At 67.3% G+C, this 15320-nt stretch carries 14 protein-coding genes; 10 read left to right on the top strand and 4 right to left on the bottom strand.

Annotated features, from left to right (window positions below):
• Window positions 1-57 precede the first annotated feature (57 nt).
• The 10 genes from A3M1_RS0110395 to A3M1_RS0110350 all read left to right on the top strand — a co-directional run bounded on the left by A3M1_RS0110395 (window position 58) and on the right by A3M1_RS0110350 (window position 11389).
• Window positions 58-1383 carry an ABC transporter substrate-binding protein gene (locus A3M1_RS0110395; RefSeq protein WP_018388905.1) on the top strand — a complete coding sequence of 442 codons (1326 nt, stop codon included), beginning with the start codon at window positions 58-60 and terminating at the stop codon, window positions 1381-1383.
• A gap of 91 nt (window positions 1384-1474) precedes the next feature.
• Window positions 1475-3193 (top strand): iron ABC transporter permease, encoded by a 1719-nt coding sequence (locus tag A3M1_RS0110390; RefSeq protein ID WP_018388904.1) that lies wholly within the window; start codon window positions 1475-1477, stop codon window positions 3191-3193.
• On the top strand, window positions 3190-4311 hold the full coding sequence (locus tag A3M1_RS0110385) for an ABC transporter ATP-binding protein (protein ID WP_018388903.1): 1122 nt from the start codon (window positions 3190-3192) through the stop codon (window positions 4309-4311). The genes A3M1_RS0110390 and A3M1_RS0110385 overlap by 4 nt, the downstream gene beginning before the upstream one ends.
• Window positions 4312-4828: 517 nt before the next feature.
• Window positions 4829-5731, top strand: a complete 903-nt coding sequence (locus tag A3M1_RS0110380) for a 3-hydroxyacyl-CoA dehydrogenase (RefSeq protein WP_018388902.1) — start codon at window positions 4829-4831, stop codon at window positions 5729-5731.
• A complete protein-coding gene (locus A3M1_RS0110375) occupies window positions 5728-6462 on the top strand; it encodes an FCD domain-containing protein (RefSeq protein WP_018388901.1) in 735 nt (244 codons plus the stop codon). Before A3M1_RS0110380 ends, A3M1_RS0110375 begins: the two co-directional genes overlap by 4 nt.
• 42 nt (window positions 6463-6504) lie before the next feature.
• Window positions 6505-7767 (top strand): 3-oxo-tetronate kinase, encoded by a 1263-nt coding sequence (gene otnK, locus A3M1_RS0110370; protein WP_018388900.1) that lies wholly within the window; start codon window positions 6505-6507, stop codon window positions 7765-7767.
• A 74-nt stretch (window positions 7768-7841) separates the two neighbouring features.
• The gene (locus A3M1_RS0110365; protein WP_018388899.1) at window positions 7842-8843 is read left to right on the top strand and encodes a TRAP transporter substrate-binding protein; all 1002 of its coding nucleotides are present in this window, start codon (window positions 7842-7844) and stop codon (window positions 8841-8843) included.
• A gap of 104 nt (window positions 8844-8947) precedes the next feature.
• Window positions 8948-9427: a TRAP transporter small permease gene (locus A3M1_RS0110360; RefSeq protein ID WP_018388898.1), complete on the top strand. Its 480-nt coding sequence runs from the start codon at window positions 8948-8950 to the stop codon at window positions 9425-9427.
• Window positions 9424-10692 (top strand): TRAP transporter large permease, encoded by a 1269-nt coding sequence (locus tag A3M1_RS0110355; RefSeq protein ID WP_018388897.1) that lies wholly within the window; start codon window positions 9424-9426, stop codon window positions 10690-10692. Before A3M1_RS0110360 ends, A3M1_RS0110355 begins: the two co-directional genes overlap by 4 nt.
• A 58-nt stretch (window positions 10693-10750) precedes the next feature.
• On the top strand, window positions 10751-11389 hold the full coding sequence (locus tag A3M1_RS0110350; protein ID WP_018388896.1) for an aldolase: 639 nt from the start codon (window positions 10751-10753) through the stop codon (window positions 11387-11389).
• A gap of 77 nt (window positions 11390-11466) precedes the next feature.
• On the opposite strand, the gene A3M1_RS0110345 is transcribed toward A3M1_RS0110350, so the two are convergent.
• Genes A3M1_RS0110345 through A3M1_RS0110330 form a run of 4 tightly spaced genes read right to left on the bottom strand, consistent with a single transcriptional unit; the run spans window position 11467 to window position 15275 of the window.
• Complete coding sequence (locus A3M1_RS0110345; protein ID WP_018388895.1) at window positions 11467-12480, bottom strand: proline racemase family protein; 1014 nt, start codon at window positions 12478-12480, stop codon at window positions 11467-11469.
• Between the two features lie 19 nt (window positions 12481-12499).
• The gene (locus tag A3M1_RS0110340) at window positions 12500-13294 is read right to left on the bottom strand and encodes an ABC transporter permease (RefSeq protein WP_018388894.1); all 795 of its coding nucleotides are present in this window, start codon (window positions 13292-13294) and stop codon (window positions 12500-12502) included.
• Window positions 13291-14115: an ABC transporter permease gene (locus A3M1_RS0110335; protein WP_245261632.1), complete on the bottom strand. Its 825-nt coding sequence runs from the start codon at window positions 14113-14115 to the stop codon at window positions 13291-13293. Before A3M1_RS0110335 ends, A3M1_RS0110340 begins: the two co-directional genes overlap by 4 nt.
• A 20-nt stretch (window positions 14116-14135) precedes the next feature.
• Entirely contained in the window at window positions 14136-15275 is a 1140-nt protein-coding gene (locus A3M1_RS0110330) for an ABC transporter ATP-binding protein (RefSeq protein ID WP_018388892.1), read from the bottom strand.
• Window positions 15276-15320: the final 45 nt, after the last annotated feature.

Here is a 15320-nt window from a genome sequence, read left to right as displayed (position 1 = left end):
TGCGGAGAGGCTTGCGCAGCCTTCGGGCCGCCAAACAGACTGTTGGGAGAAAACGCCATGATCCGTTCCGCCGCCCTCGCGGCCACCCTTGCGCTCGCCTCGTTCACCGCCATTCCGGCGGCACTGGCGCAGTCCGGCAAGGTCACCGTCGTCACCTCCTTCTCCAAGGACGTTACCGACCCGATCAAGGCCGCGTTCGAGAAGGCCAATCCCGGCGTCATGCTCGACGTCCAGAATCGCAACACCAATGCGGGCGTGAAATATCTCGACGAGACCCGCTCCAACCCGCAGACCGACCTGTTCTGGGCCTCGGCGCCTGACGCCTTCGAGGTGCTGAAGTCCAAGCAGCTGCTGCAGAAGTTCACCCCCACCGCCGAGGGCATTCCCGACAAGATCGGCGCCTACCCGATCAATGACCCCGACGGCTATTATTTCGGCTTCGCGGCGTCCGGCTACGGCATCATGTGGAACACCCGCTATGTCGGCGCCAATGAACTGCCCGAGCCGAAGGAGTGGGGCGACCTCGCCGCCGCGCCCTATTACGACCATGTCGCCATCGCCTCGCCCGCCCGCTCGGGCACCACGCACCTGACCATCGAGACGATCCTGCAGGGCGAAGGCTGGGACAAGGGCTGGCAGACCATCAAGAACATGGCCGGCAACTTCCAGACCATCACCGACCGCTCCTTCGGCGTGCCGGAGGCAGTGAATTCCGGCCAGGTCGGCTATGGCATCGTCATCGACTTCTTCGCCTTCTCCGCCCAGGGCTCGGGCTTCCCGGTGAAGTTCGTCTATCCCACCGTCACCACCGTGGTGCCGGCCAATGTCGGCATCGTCGCCAACGCGCCGAACACCGAAAACGCGAAGAAATTCGTCAACTTCCTGCTCTCGCCCGCCGGCCAGGAAGTGCTGCTGGAACCCAGCATCCGCCGCCTGCCGGTCAACCCCGCCGTCTACGCCAAGGCGCCCGAGGGCTACCCGAACCCCTTCACGGACCCGCGCTTCAAGTCGATGACGATGTTCGACGTCGACAAATCAGGCAAGCGCACGGCCGTGGTCGATACGCTGTTCGACCAGCTGATCTCCTTCCAGCTGGACGACCTGAAGTCGGTCACCAAGTCGATCCATGAGGTGGAGGGCAAGCTCAAGGCCAAGGACAATCCGCAGGCCCGCGCCCTGATCAAGGAAGCGCGCGCGCTGATCGGCGCCGTCCCCGTCACCGAGGAGCAGGCGTCGAGCGCGGAAGTGCGCGCGGCGTTCAGCGGCGGTAAGGAAAAGGGCGCCCGCCAGGCCGAGATCGAGCAGCAATGGGCCTCCTTCGCCAAGGACAACTACGCCAAGGCGAAGGCCAAGGTCGCGGAAGCCGCCACGCTCGCCAACTGAGCCGCCGCGCCGACTGATCATCCCTCGCGGAGGGCGCGGCCGAGGTTTCGCCGCGCCCCTTTTTCACCACGCCATAGCTGGAGCGTGTTGCATGTCGCTCGCCTTCACCCAGGCCCCGGCGCGCCGCCGGCGCGTGCCTGGAACCACTGGCCAGATCGCCCTTGCGCTCGGGCTCGCGGCCTTCCTGCTGGCCTTCCTTTTGGTGCCGGTCGGGTCCGTCATCTATGTCGCGTTCACCGAAAAGGGCAGCGGCAGCTTCACCCTGATCAACTTCGCCGACTTCTTCCGCACCGACCTGTTCATGCGGTCGTTCTGGAACTCGGCCTATGTCTCGGCGATGACGGTGGTGCTGGCCTCGCTGTTCGCGCTGCCGCTGGCCTACATCACCACGCGGTTCGAGTTTCGCGGCGCGCTCATCATCCAGACGCTCGGCTTCGTGCCGCTGATCATGCCGCCCTTTGTCGGCGCGGTGGCGATGCAGCTGCTGTTCGGCCGCAACGGCTCGGTCAACCTGCTGCTGAACGAGTATTTCGGCTTCCGCATTCCCTTCATGGAAGGGCTGAACGGCGTCATCTTCGTCCAGGCCATCCATTATTTCCCGTTCATCCTGATCAACCTCTCCACCGCGCTGCGCAATATCGACCGCTCGATGGAAGAGGCGGCGCAGAACCTTGGTTCGTCCGGCATGCGGATGTTCCGGCGCATCGTGCTGCCGCTCGCCATGCCCGGCTATGTCGCCGGCGCCTCGCTGGTGTTCGTCAAGGTGTTCGACGACCTCGCCACGCCGCTGCTGCTGAATGTGAAGGACATGCTGGCGCCGCAGGCCTATCTGCGTGTCACCTCGATCGGCCTCACCGATCCGATGGGCTATGTCATCGCCGTGGTGCTGATCGTGGTGTCGGTGCTCGCCATGTGGGTGTCGGCGCTGGCGCTCAAGGGGCGTGACTACGCCACCACCCAGCGCGGTGGCGGCGGCCTCGCCAAGCGCACGATGCGCCCGTGGGAGCAGGTGGTCGCCTATGGCGTCGTCGGCCTCATCCTGGCGCTGGTGCTGGCGCCCCATCTCGGCCTGCTGCTGCTGTCCTTCGCCACCATCTGGTCGTTCAGCCCGCTGCCGGACGGCTTTACCCTGGCGCATTACTCCAGGGTGTTCGGCGAAAGCTCCGTCTACATCAAGAACACGCTGATCTACGCCTCGATCGCCGGCGGCATCGACGTGGTGGTCGGCACCGCCATCGCCTATCTGGTGCTGCGCACCAAGCTGATCGGCCGCCACTGGCTGGACTGGGCCGCCACCGCCGCGCTGGCCGTGCCGGGCGTGGTGCTGGGCATCGGCTATCTGCGCACCTTCTACGACATCCGCCTGCCGGACGGCACGCCGCTGGCGACGATGTGGATCGTGCTGGTCATCGCTCTGGCGATCCGCCGCCTGCCCTACGCGCTGCGTGCCTGCTACGCCGCGCTGCAGCAGATTTCGGTCTCGCTGGAAGAGGCGGCGGAAAATCTCGGCGCCACCAAGCCGCGCACCGTGCGGCGCATCGTGGTGCCGCTGATGATGGGCGGCATCCTCGCCGGCTTTGTCACCAGCTTCGCCACGGCGGCGGTGGAACTCTCCGCCACGCTGATGCTGGTGCAGTCCAACGCCGACGCGCCGCTGGCCTATGGGTTGTATGTCTTCATGCAGTCCGCCGCCGGTCGCGGGCCCGGCGCGGCGCTCGGCGTCATCGCCGTGGTGCTGGTCGCCGCCTGCACCCTGCTCTCGCAATACATCATTGATCGCAACCAGAAGACCACGGGGGCCGCCCGATGAACGCTCACGCCATCACCGACGACGCCGCGGCCGTCCTGCACACGGCGGCGGTCGATCTGCACATTGAGGGGGTGAACCTCTCCTATGGCAGCAACCATGTGCTGAAGAACGTCTCCCTCGACATCAGGCCGGGTGAGTTCTTCGCCTTTCTCGGCCCCTCCGGCTGCGGCAAGACCACGCTGCTGCGCCTCATCGCCGGCTTCAACACCGCCGATACCGGCCGTGTGGTGGTGGGCGGGCGCGACATCAGCGACCTGCCGCCCTGGAAGCGCGATGTCGGGCTGGTGTTCCAGAGCTATGCGCTATGGCCGCACATGACGGTCGCGAAGAACGTCGCCTTCGGGCTGGAGGAGCGCGGCGTGAAGCGGGCGGAGATCCAGCGCCGGGTCGCGGCGGCGCTGGAGATCGTCGGGCTCAGCCATCTCGCCGAGCGCCGGCCCTCCCAGCTTTCCGGCGGGCAGCAGCAGCGCGTGGCGCTGGCGCGTACCGTCGTCATCGAGCCGAAGGTGCTGCTGCTCGACGAGCCGCTGTCCAATCTCGACGCCAAGATGCGGGTGCAGGTGCGCCGCGAGCTGCGCGATCTGCAGCAGCGGCTCGGCCTCACCACCATCTTCGTCACCCATGACCAGGAAGAGGCCAACACCGTCTGCGACCGCATCGCTGTGATGAATGACGGCGTGGTGCAGCAGGTCGGCACGCCGGTGGAGCTGTATGAGCGGCCGGCCAATCTGTTCGTCGCCACCTTCCTCGGCACCGCCAATGTGCTGGAGGGCAAGGTCGTCACCTCGGGCAAGGAGCGCCATTTCGAGAGCCTGGGCGGCCTGCGCATCGGCATTGCCCGCGACGCCGTGCTGCCGGCCGAGGCACGGCTGGTGTTCCGCCCGCAGGTGGCGAGGCTGTCGAAGGAGAAGCCCGCCAGCGCCAGCGCCTTCGAGGGCGAGATCATGCGCCGCGAGTTCCTCGGCAGCGTCATCCGCTTCGGCATTCTCATCGCCGGGCAGGAGATCACCGTCGACGAGGTGTTCCACCCCGGCGCCCGCGCGCCGCATGAGATCGGCGATCGCGTCTGGGTGGAAATTCCGGCCTCCTCCGCCCTCTGGCTCGGCCCCGGCACCTAGGCGCCGCCGGTCGGCCGCCACCCGCAAGATCGTCATCCCGGCCGAAGCCGCAGGCGCAGAGCCGGGATCGCGCGCCATATTCCCCGTGCGGATCCCGGATCGGCCTGCGGCCCTTCCGGGATGGCGCGGGTGAACGAGCGATCTGAACCTCCGGGGCGGGAGCCCTCGCCTCCCCCCGGCCCGGCGGGTCGGCCTTGAGCCCGGCCCGCGCCTTTGTGCCGCCAGCCGCTGCGCTCGTCGGCGGACGCCCCAGCCCCAGCTTCCTCCTTTCCTAACGGCCAATGCGCCCCGCTCCGCTCCCCGCAGGGTTTTTCCGGCGGGGAATTGCCGGCGGCTGCGCCGCGCGCTTCGGGGGTGTGGAATTGGTATGCAGGACAGGTTGACGATCAGTCTATCAACCTGTCATACCAGACCAGATGATTATGCGGCGGTACGAATGTTCGCGCGCGCTCCCCGCGTGGGGGCGATCCGGACAGGGGACCGGCCGTCGCTGCGAACCGTTAGAGGGCTGTGAGACATGAAGATTGCGATCGTCGGCTGTGGCGTGGTGGGTTCGTCCTGGTCTCTGGTCTTCGCCCGTGCCGGGCATGATCTGGCCATTTATGACCGCACCCCTGCGGCGGCCGAGGCGGCGCTCGCCTTTGTCCGCGCCGCCGATGCCGCCCTCGCCGACCGCTGCCGCATCGCCACGAGCCTCGCCGACGCGCTTGATGGCGCCGACTATGTGCAGGAGAGCGCCCCGGAGCGGCTGCCGATCAAGCAGGCGCTCTATCGCGAGATGGACGCGCTGCTGTGGCCGGCGACCATTGTCGGCAGCTCGACCTCGGGCTTTCCCGCCTCGGTCTTCACCGAAGGGCTGGCGAACGCCGCCCGCTGCCTGGTGGCGCACCCGATCAACCCGCCGCATTTGATCCCGCTGGTCGAGCTGATCCCGGCCCCCTGGACCGCCCCGGAGACGCTCGACTTCACCCGCGCGCTGATGGCCGGCGTCGGCCAGAGCCCGATCACCCTCACCCGCGAGATCAACGGCTTCGTCGTCAACCGCCTGCAGAGCGCGCTGCTGGGCGAAGCCTTCCGGCTGGTCGAGGACGGCATCTGCACGCCGGCCGAGGTCGACGCGGCGGTGGCCGACGGGCTGGGCCTGCGCTGGTGCTTCATGGGCCCCTTCGCCACCATCGACCTCAACGCCGCCAAGGGTGTCGCCGAATACTGCGCCAATCTCGGCCCGATGTATTACGGGCTGGCCAAGGAGCAGGCCGACCCGCGCGAGTGGACGCCCGAACTCGTCGCCACCATTGAGGCGAAGATGCGCGCCGATGTGCCGGCCGAAGACCTCGCCGCCCGGCGCAAATGGCGTGACGGCTTCCTGGCGGCGATCGTCGACGCCAAGCGCGAGATCACAGGGAAACTCGGCGCATGAGTGGCTTCGGCACTCCCGCACATCTGCGCCGCGACCGGCTGTCCGACAAGATCGCCAAGGACATCGAGGAGCGGGTGCTGTCGGGCGAGCTCAGCGTGGGCGACCAGTTGCCGTCCGAGCGCGAGCTGATGGCGCATTACGGCGTCGGCCGCCCGGCCGTGCGCGAGGCGCTGCTCTGGCTCAGCAAGACCGGCATGCTCTCGGTGGCCAATGGCGACCGCACCCGGGTGACGGAGCCGGACCCGCGCGAGCTGCTGCAGCTTCTGTCGGGGGCGGCCAAGATGCTGGTCGCCCGCCCCGAAGGCATCCGCCAGTTCCAGAAGACCCGCATCTTCGTCGAGGTCGCGCTGGTGCGCGAGGCGGTGCGGCTGGCCACCGACCGCGATATCGCCGATCTCGAAGCGCTGCTGGTGCGTAACGAGGCCAGCGCTGGCGATATTCCGGCGTTCTCCGCCAGCGACGACGCCTTCCATCACCGCATCGCCAGCATCGGGCAGGATCCGCTGCTCGATACGCTCTATCACGTCGTGCTGGAATTGCTGGAGGAGCAGCGCCGCTTCTCGCTCAGCCATCCCGACGGGCTGGGCAAGGCGATGGCGGCCCATCGCCATATCTTCGAGGCCATTCGCGACCGCGACGCCGACCGCGCCGAAGCGGCGATGCGCGCGCATCTCGAAACGGTGATCCAGACCTATTGGGACATGCGCGCGCAAACCCTGGACGCCCCCTGAGCGGGCGCCCCTCCGGACCGAACATCTGCAAAGGCTCTGACCATGCTTCTCGGCTGCATTGGCGACGACTTCACCGGCTCCAGCGACCTGGCCAACACCCTGTCGAAGCAGGGCATGCGCGTCACCCAATATTCCGGCGTGCCAACCGCACCGGCCGATCCGTCGGTCGAGGCCGGCGTGGTGGCGCTCAAATCGCGCAGCATTCCGGCAGGCGAGGCCATCGCCCAGTCGCTGGCGGCGCTGGACTGGCTGAAGGCGCAGGGCTGCACCCAGTTCCTGTTCAAATATTGCTCGACCTTCGACAGCACCCCTGAAGGCAATATCGGCCCGGTGGCGGCGGCGCTGGCTGAGGCGCTGGACGCGCGCAAGGTGGTGGTCTGCCCGGTGTTTCCCGGCGCCGGACGCACCCTCTATCAGGGCCATCTGTTCGTGCATGACCGGCTGCTGAATGAGAGCGGCCTCGAACACCACCCGCTGAACCCGATGACGGATGCCGATATCCGCCGCTGGCTGGCGCAGCAGACCGACATGACGGTCGGCCATGTCGGCTTCGCCGAGGTGCGCAAGGGCGCCGCCGCCATCGCCGAGGCGCTCACCCGCACGGATGCGGAAGGGGCGCGGCTGATCGTGGTGGACGCGCTGTCCGACGCTGATCTGATGGAAATCGGCGCGGCGCTGGACGGCGCCCCGCTCCTAACAGGCGGCTCAGGCATCGCCATGGGGCTGCCGGAGAATTTCCGCCGCAAGGGCCTGTTGTCGGGCGAAGGCAGCGCCTGGCAGGGCGTCGAGGGCCCGTGCGTCGTGCTCTCCGGCTCGTGCTCCACCGCCACGCGCGGCCAGGTCGCACGGCATCGCACGGACGGCCTGCCGGTGTTCGAGATCGCCGCCGATGACGCCGTCGCCGGCCGGCTGGACCCGCAGGCAATCGCCGACTGGGCGCTGGCGCAGACCGCGCGCCCGCTGGTGTTCTCCTCGGCTGACCCCGAGGAGGTGCGGCGCGCCCAGAACACCCATGGCCGCGAGACCGTCGCGGCGGCCATCGAGACGCTCTTCGCCGCTATCGCCCGAGCCCTGGTCGCCGGCGGCGTGGGGCGTCTCGTCGTGGCCGGCGGCGAGACCTCGGGCGCCGTCGTCGAGGGGCTGGACCTGACCTCACTGGAAATCGGCCCGGAAATCGCGCCCGGCGCCCCCGCGCTGCGCGCCGTCCCGGCCGGGGGGCGGCCGGTGGCACTCGCCCTGAAATCGGGAAATTTCGGCGGGGTGAACTTCTTCGCCGAGGCCGATGCCGTCCTGCGCGGCCACTGAACGCGCGGCCTGAAGCTGGCAAACCATGTCGGCACAGGCCGCAAATCACAAGACCAAAAGGAGGATATGATTTGTTGAACAACACCGTGAAGATGCTGAAGCTGGCGGTCTTCTCCGCCGTTTCCGCCCTCGCCCTCTCCTCGGCGCCGACGCCCGTCCTCGCCCAGGACGTGCTGAACCTCAAGCTCGGCCACATCCAGTCCGAGCAGGACCTCTGGCATCTCGGCGCCCAGAAGTTCAAGGAGGAGCTGGAAAAGCGCTCCAACGGCGCCATCACGCTGACCATCTACCCGAACTCGACGCTCGGCGGCGACCGCGACCTCGTCGAGGGCATGCAGATGGGCACGGTCGATTTCGGCCTCATCGCCGGCGTGCTCGGCAATTTCGCGCCCTCGATCCAGCTGCTGGAACTGCCCTATCTGTTCAAGTCGCAGGATGAGTTCAACAAGGTCGTCAAGGGCAAGATCGGCGAGGAAATCGCTGGCAAGGTGGTGGAAACCGCCAATGTCCGCATTCTGGACTGGTGGGAGCGCGGCTCGCGCCAGGTGACAGCGAACAAGCCGATCAACGGCATCGATGACCTCAAGGGCCTGAAGATCCGCGTGCCCGAAATCCCCGCCATGGTCACCACCTGGCGCGCCATCGGCGCCAACCCGACCCCGATGGCCTGGAGCGAGGTCTATACCGGCCTTGAGCAGGGCGTCATCTCGGCGCAGGAAAACCCGATCCCGTTCATCTTCGGCGGCCGGATCAACGAAGTGCAGTCGAACCTGTCCTTCACCAACCACAAATATGAATATGTCACACTGTCGATCAGCGAGATGCGCTGGAAGCAGCTGACCCCCGAGCAGCAGAAGATCGTGGTCGAGGCGGCCAATGCCGCCACGGCGTTCGAGAACGAGCAGGTCCGCACCAAGACCGACGAGATGCTGAAGAAGATGGAGGCCGCCGGCCTCAAGGTCAGCCATCCCGACACCGCGCCGATCGCCGCTGCGGCGAAGTCCGCGCATGACGCCTTCGGCGCCAAGGTCGACCCCGACCTCTACAACCGCATCAAGCAGGAACTCGGGCGCTAGCACGCCGGCCTGCGCGGCCTTTAACTGCCACGCTCCCGGAACGGTGGGAACCAGCCTTCCCTTCCGTTCCGGGTTTCGGCGCGCCGCCTGAGGGAGAAACGAGCTTGGACAAGCTGGATCGGCTGATACACATATTTCTGCTTTGGGCCATCGGCGCGCTGATGTTCGCCATGATGGGCGTGACCTTCGCGCAGGTGATCTCCCGTTATGTCTTCGAGAATTCACTGAGCTGGTCCGAAGAACTGGGCCGCTACATCTTTGTATGGATCACCTTCCTCGGCATGGCCGCCGCCTTCCAGTCCAAGGCGCATATCGCGCTGGACTTCCTGGTGTCGCTGCTGCCGGCCAAGCCCTCGCGCGGGCTGGTGGTGCTGAACACCTTGCTGGTCGGCGTGGTCGGGCTGGCGCTGGTTGTCGGCGGCCTGTCGCTGATCAAGTTCGGCCTGCACCAGCGCAGCGCCGCGCTCGGGCTGCCCATGTACTATGTCTACACGGTCATCCCGTTCAGCGGCGCCGCGTTGCTGTATTTCGCTTTGCGCGCGACATGGAAAAACGTGACCTCCGGCGGAGAGATCGCCTCATGATTGCCCTTCTCCTCTTCGGCGGCTTCGCGCTGTTCCTCATTCTCGGCGTTCCCGTCGCCTTCGGCATCGCCCTCGCCGCGCTGGGCGCCATCCTCTACCAGGGCTACCCGATGGCGCTGTTCGGCCAGCGGCTGTTCACCTCGGTGGATTCCTTCCCGCTGATGGCGATCCCGCTGTTCATGCTGGCCGGCTCGCTGATGGGCCATGGCGGCATCACACGGCGCATCATCAATCTGGCGCTGGCGCTGGTCGGCAATATCCGGGGCAGCCTCGCCCATGTCGTCACCACAAGCGGCGTCATCATGGGCGGCGTCTCCGGCTCGGGCGTGGCCGATGTCGCGGCGCTCGGCTCGGTGATGATCCCGGAGATGAAGAAGCGCAATTACGATGCCGGCTTCTCCGCCGCGCTCGTGGCGTCCTCGGGCAGCCTGGCGCTGATCCTGCCGCCGAGCATCGCCATCATCATCTATGGCGTGTCCAACCAGGCCTCGATCGGCGACCTGTTCCTCGCCGCCATCGCCCCGGGCATCGTCATCGGCCTCGGCTTCGCGCTCTATTCCTATTTCTACGCCGTCCGGCACGGCTATCCCATTGAGGGCCGCGTGAGCGGGGCCGAGAAATGGAAGCGCTTCAAGGAGGCGAGCTGGGCGCTGATGATGCCGGTCATCATCATTGGCGGCATCCGCATGGGCGTGTTCACCCCCACCGAGGGCGGCGCCGTGGTCGCGGTCTATGCCTTCCTGGTCGGGCTGTTCGTCTACAAGGAATTCACCCTCGCCGACATTCCCAAGATCTGCATCGAGGCCGCCATCGCCACGGCGGTGATCGCCGCCATCATCGCCGCCACCTCGCTGTTCGGCTGGCTGCTGACCAATGCCCGGCTGCCGCAGACCATCGCCGGGGCCATTCTCGGGCTCACCGAGAACAAGATCCTGCTGCTGCTGCTGATCAATGTCATGCTGCTGGTGGTCGGCATGTTCCTCGACAGCGGCCCGGCGATCCTGTTGATGACGCCGATCCTCGGCCCGGTGGCGGCGCATCTGGGCGTCGACCCGGTGCAGTTCGGCCTCGTCATGGTGATCAACCTCACCATCGGCCTGCTGACGCCACCCGTGGGCACCGCGCTCTATCTCGCCAGCAGCATCTCCGGCGTGCCTGTGATGAAGCTGTCCAAGGCCATGCTTCCCTTCATCGGCATCATGCTGGTGGTGCTGGCGCTTGTCACCTATGTGCCCGGCTTCACCAGCTGGGCGCTGTCGAACTAACGCCCTGAGGGCCGGTGCTGCGGCGCCGGTCCTCGTTCATCGCGCGTGGAGGAAGAAAATGAGCCGGAACTCCAGGGCCGAACAGCTCTGCGCCCTCTGCAAGAGCCTGTTCGATCGCGGCTATTCCGTCGGCGGCGCCGGCAATGTGTCGGTGCGGCTGGAGGAAGGCGGCTTTCTGGTCACGCCGACGGGCGGCAGCCTCGGGCGGCTGACGCCGGACAACCTCGCGCAGATCGACGCGGCGGGCACCCCGGTGCCGGGGCCGAAGCCGTCGAAGGAATTTGCCTTCCATCTCGCTTTGTTCGAGGCGCGGCCGGAGGCGGGGGCGATCGTGCACCTGCACTCCACCTATCTCACCGCCTTGTCCTGCCTGGAAGACCTGCCGACCGACAACGCCCTGCGCCCCTTCACGCCCTATTACGTGATGCGCGCCGGCTATATGCCGGTCATTCCCTATTACCGGCCGGGCGCGGCGGAAATCGCCCGCGACCTCGCCATCGCGGCCCGGGCGCACCCGGTCAACGCCTTCCTGCTCGCCTCGCATGGCGTGGTGGTGCTGGGCAAGGACCTCGAAGACGCGGTCAACAATGCCGAGGAACTGGAAGAAACCGCCCGGCTCGCCTTCCTGCTGCGCGGCGAGAAGATCCGTTACCTGACGGAAGCCGAGATCGCCGAACTGCGCGCCATGGCCCGCTAGAGCGCCTTATCAATAAGCCGGCAAAAGACCGGCGCCGCGTGGCGCCGGTCTCCTCATTTCCGGAACCGTCGTGAGCGTCAGGCGACCAGGAAGCCGGCGCCGACCGGGTCCTTGCGGTCGATCAGCCAGCGCGCGGTGCCGAGCAGGCCGGCGGTGCCCTTCACCGTCGGGCGCACGGCGCGCACATCGTTGAGACGGGTCTCGCCGATCAGTTCGCCCTCGAACGTGCCGGTGCCGAGCAGCCCCTCGGAGGTGATCGGCTGATGCAGCCCGATCACGCCCCGCGCCTCGAACATCGCCATCATCGCGCTGGTGCCGGTGCCGCCGGGGGAACGGTCGAGCTGGCCGGCGCTGAACACATGCACGTTCTTGTAGAGCGCGCCCTCGATGGTCGGCTCGTGCCAGAAGGTGACGAAGTTGAAATTGTTGATGTGCCCGGCGGTCGGGTGCTGGATCTTCACCTTCTCGCGGATCGCCTCGCGGGCGAGAATGCCGAGGCGGGAGAGCTCCGAGCCGTTTTCCGGGCCGATCTTCAGCGCCGTGCCGCGCAGGTCGATGATGCCGAAATAATTACCGCCCCAGACGATGTCGGCCTTAAGCGCGCCGACGCCCGGCAGGTCGAACGCCACATCCTGCGCCGCGACATAGGCCGGCACGTTCTCGAAGCGCGTCCAAAGCACCTCGTCGCCCTGCGTGGCCACTTCCGCCTGCACCAGCCCGGCGGTGGTCTCGAAGCGGATCTTGGTGATGCCGTCTTCCGAACGGCGCACGAAGCCGTGCGCGACCATCGCCATGGCGACCGCGATCGTGCCGTGACCGCACATGTGGGAGTACTGCGTGCCGTCGATATAGATCAGGCCGGCATCATAATCGGGCGAGGAAGGCGGGGTCAGGAACACGCCGAACATGTCGCGATGGCCGCGCGGCTCGCGCATCAGCGCGGTGCGCACCCAGTCGTAATTGGCCTCCAGGAAGGCGCGCTTCTCCAGGATTGTGGAGCCTGCGGGATAGGGAATGCCGCTATGGATGATGCAGAGCGGCTCACCCTCGGTGTGGGTGTAGATGACGTCGAAACTATCCTGCTTGCGCATCGCGAAGGCTCCGTTGGACTTAGGGCTGTTGGCGCTCGGACAGCATGTCGAGGCCGATCAGCAGATCGAGAAGGATGATGACGAGCGCAGCCGCGACGATGGTGATCGCGGACACCGCCGCGATCGTGGGATCGATCGTGTACTGCACGTAGTTGAACATCTTCACCGGGATGGTGTTGAGCGCCGACGTCGTGTTGAAGATCGACAGCTCGACATTGATCCAGGAGGAGATGAAGGCGAGAAGCGCGCCCGAGACGATGCCGCCGCGTATCTGCGGCAGCACCACCAGGAAGAAGGTGGCGAGCGGGGTGCCGCCGAGGTCCATCGAGGCCTCTTCCAGCGCCCGCTGCTCCGGCGTCAGCAGCGGCAGCACCGAGCGCAGCACGAAGGGCATGACGATGACCACATGGCCGACGAGCAGTGCCTCGAAGGAGCGCGCCAGCCCGAAATCGGTGCCGAACTGCAGCAGCGCGGCGCCGAGCACCACATAGGGCAGCACGAGCGGCGACATCAGCAGCGAGGCCGCCGCCGCTCGCCCGGCGAAGACATAGCGCGCCAAAGCGAGGCTTGCCGGCACCGCCAGCAGCACCGCCACCCCGGTCGCCGCCAGCGCCAGCAGGGTCGAGGTGATGAAGGCCGAGACATAGGACGGGTCGTCGAACAGCACGCCGAACCATTTCAGCGTCAGCCCCTGCGGGGGAAAGGCGAGATAGCTCGTCTCCGTCAGCGACGCGCCGATGATCACCACCAGCGGCAGCACCAGATAGGCCATGGCGGCGAGCGCGATGATGCGGATGAGAAGGCGCGCGATCATGCCGCCCTCCTTCCGCGCTCGCCGATGCGCCCGGCGAGGGTGACGAGAACCAGCGTCAGCACCAGCAGCGTCACGCTCAGCGCGCCGCCATAATGGAAGTCGAATACCGAGGAATATTGCTGGAAGATCAGCATGGAAAAGACGGTGATCTGCCCGCCCGAGAGCAGCGCTGGCGTCACATAGGCGCTCACCGCTAAGGCGAACACCATGATGGCGCCTGATACCGCGCCCGGCAGGCACAGTGGCAGGGTGACGAACCAGAAGGTGCGCGCCGGCCCGACGCCGAGATCGGCCGAGGCATCCTCCAGCGCGGTGTCGATCTTGGCGAGCGCATTGCCGACCGAGAGCACCACGAAGGGCATGAGAATGTAGACCATGCCGATCAAAATGCCGGTCTCGGTGCCGAGAAAGCGGATCGGCCGCTCGGTGAGGCCCATGCCCATCAGCCCCTGATTGACAAGGCCGGTGCGGCCCAGCAGCACCATCCAGCCGAAGGAGCGCACGATGTTGGAGGTGAACAGCGGCACCACGATGAGAATGACGCAGGCCCGCCGCCAGCTGCGCCAGCGCACGATCCGCACCAGATACCAGGCGAGCGGAAAGCCGATCAGCAGGCACAGCGCCGTGGTGGCGAGCGCGATGCGGAACGTCACCCACAGCACGTCCCAATGGTACTGGTCGAGCAGGATGCGGGCATAATGGGCGAAGGTCAGCCCGCCCTCGTCAGTGGTGAGGCTGGCGAGCGCCACCACCGCCATCGGCGCCAGGAAGAAGGCGGCGAAAAAGGCGAGCGGCGCGAACAGCAGCGGGGCTAATGTCATGCGCGGCGCGGTCACGACGCTCACTCCGCGATCAGGTGCAGCGCGGCGGGGCGCAGGCCAAGTGTGACGGCGCTTCCGGGCGCAAGCTCGGCGCCGGACATGCCGAGCCGCGCCACTTTCAGCAGCACCGCGCCGCAGCGCACGAACAGCGTGGTGAGCGGGCCGATCGCCAGCACCTCCTCGACGATGCCGGGAAAGGTCGCGACATCGTCCGGCACCGGCCCGTCGACAAGGACGATGTCCTCCGGCCGGGCCATGGCGAAGCGCATGCCGGACGCGGCGGGCAGCTCCGCCCCGCCAAGGGCGAGCCGCGCCCGGCCCGGCCCGGCCGGCTCCAGTGGAATGAGGTTCGGCTCGCCGACGAATTCGGCGACGAAGCGGGTCGCCGGCGCGCGGTAGATCGCCTCCGGCGTGCCGGTCTGCTCGATGCGCCCGGCATTCATCACCACGATCCGGTCGGCCATCGCCATGGCCTCCTCCTGGTCGTGGGTGACGAAGATGAAGGCGATGCCGAGCTTTTCCTGGATGTGCTTGAGCTCGATCTGCATGCGCCGGCGCAGCTTCAAATCGAGCGCGGAGAGCGGCTCGTCGAGCAGCAGCAGCTTCGGCCGGTTGACGATGGCGCGGGCCAGCGCCACGCGCTGCTGCTGGCCACCGGAAAGCGCGCGCGGCAGCCGCGTGCCCATCTCCTCCAGCCCGACCAGCGCCAAGGCCTCGCGCGCCCTCGCCTGCGCCTCGCGGCGGCCCACCCCGGCGCGGCGCGGGCCATAGGCGACGTTGTCGGCGACGCTCATATGCGGAAACAGCGCGTAGCTCTGGAACACCGTGTTCAGCGGCCGGCGATAGGGCGGGGCGCGGGTGATGTCTTCGTCCTCGATGCGGATGCGGCCGGCATCGGGGGTGAGAAAGCCGGCGATGCAGCGCAGCAGCGTGGTCTTGCCGCAGCCGCTCGGCCCGAGCAGGGCGATGAACTCGCCGGGCTCGACCGCGAGGTCGACCTCGGCCAGCGCCCGGTGCGCGGCGAAGTTCTTCGAGACGGCGTCGATGGACAGAAGTGGCGGCACGGGGGTGTCCTCGCGGGAGAGCGGACGGCGCGGCAAAGGGTGGCCGTCCGAGGTCGGCGAAGCCAGATTACGCCAGAGCCGGCGCGCGGCGACCATCACGGCCGCCCTGCGCGAAAAGGCTCGGCATCGGTGAGGAGAAGG

The sequence above is a fragment of the Ancylobacter sp. FA202 genome (genome assembly GCF_000380205.1).
Taxonomy (GTDB): domain Bacteria; phylum Pseudomonadota; class Alphaproteobacteria; order Rhizobiales; family Xanthobacteraceae; genus Ancylobacter.
The sequence above is the reverse complement of the archived record's forward strand: the minus strand, read 5'-3'. Positions and strand labels throughout refer to the sequence as shown.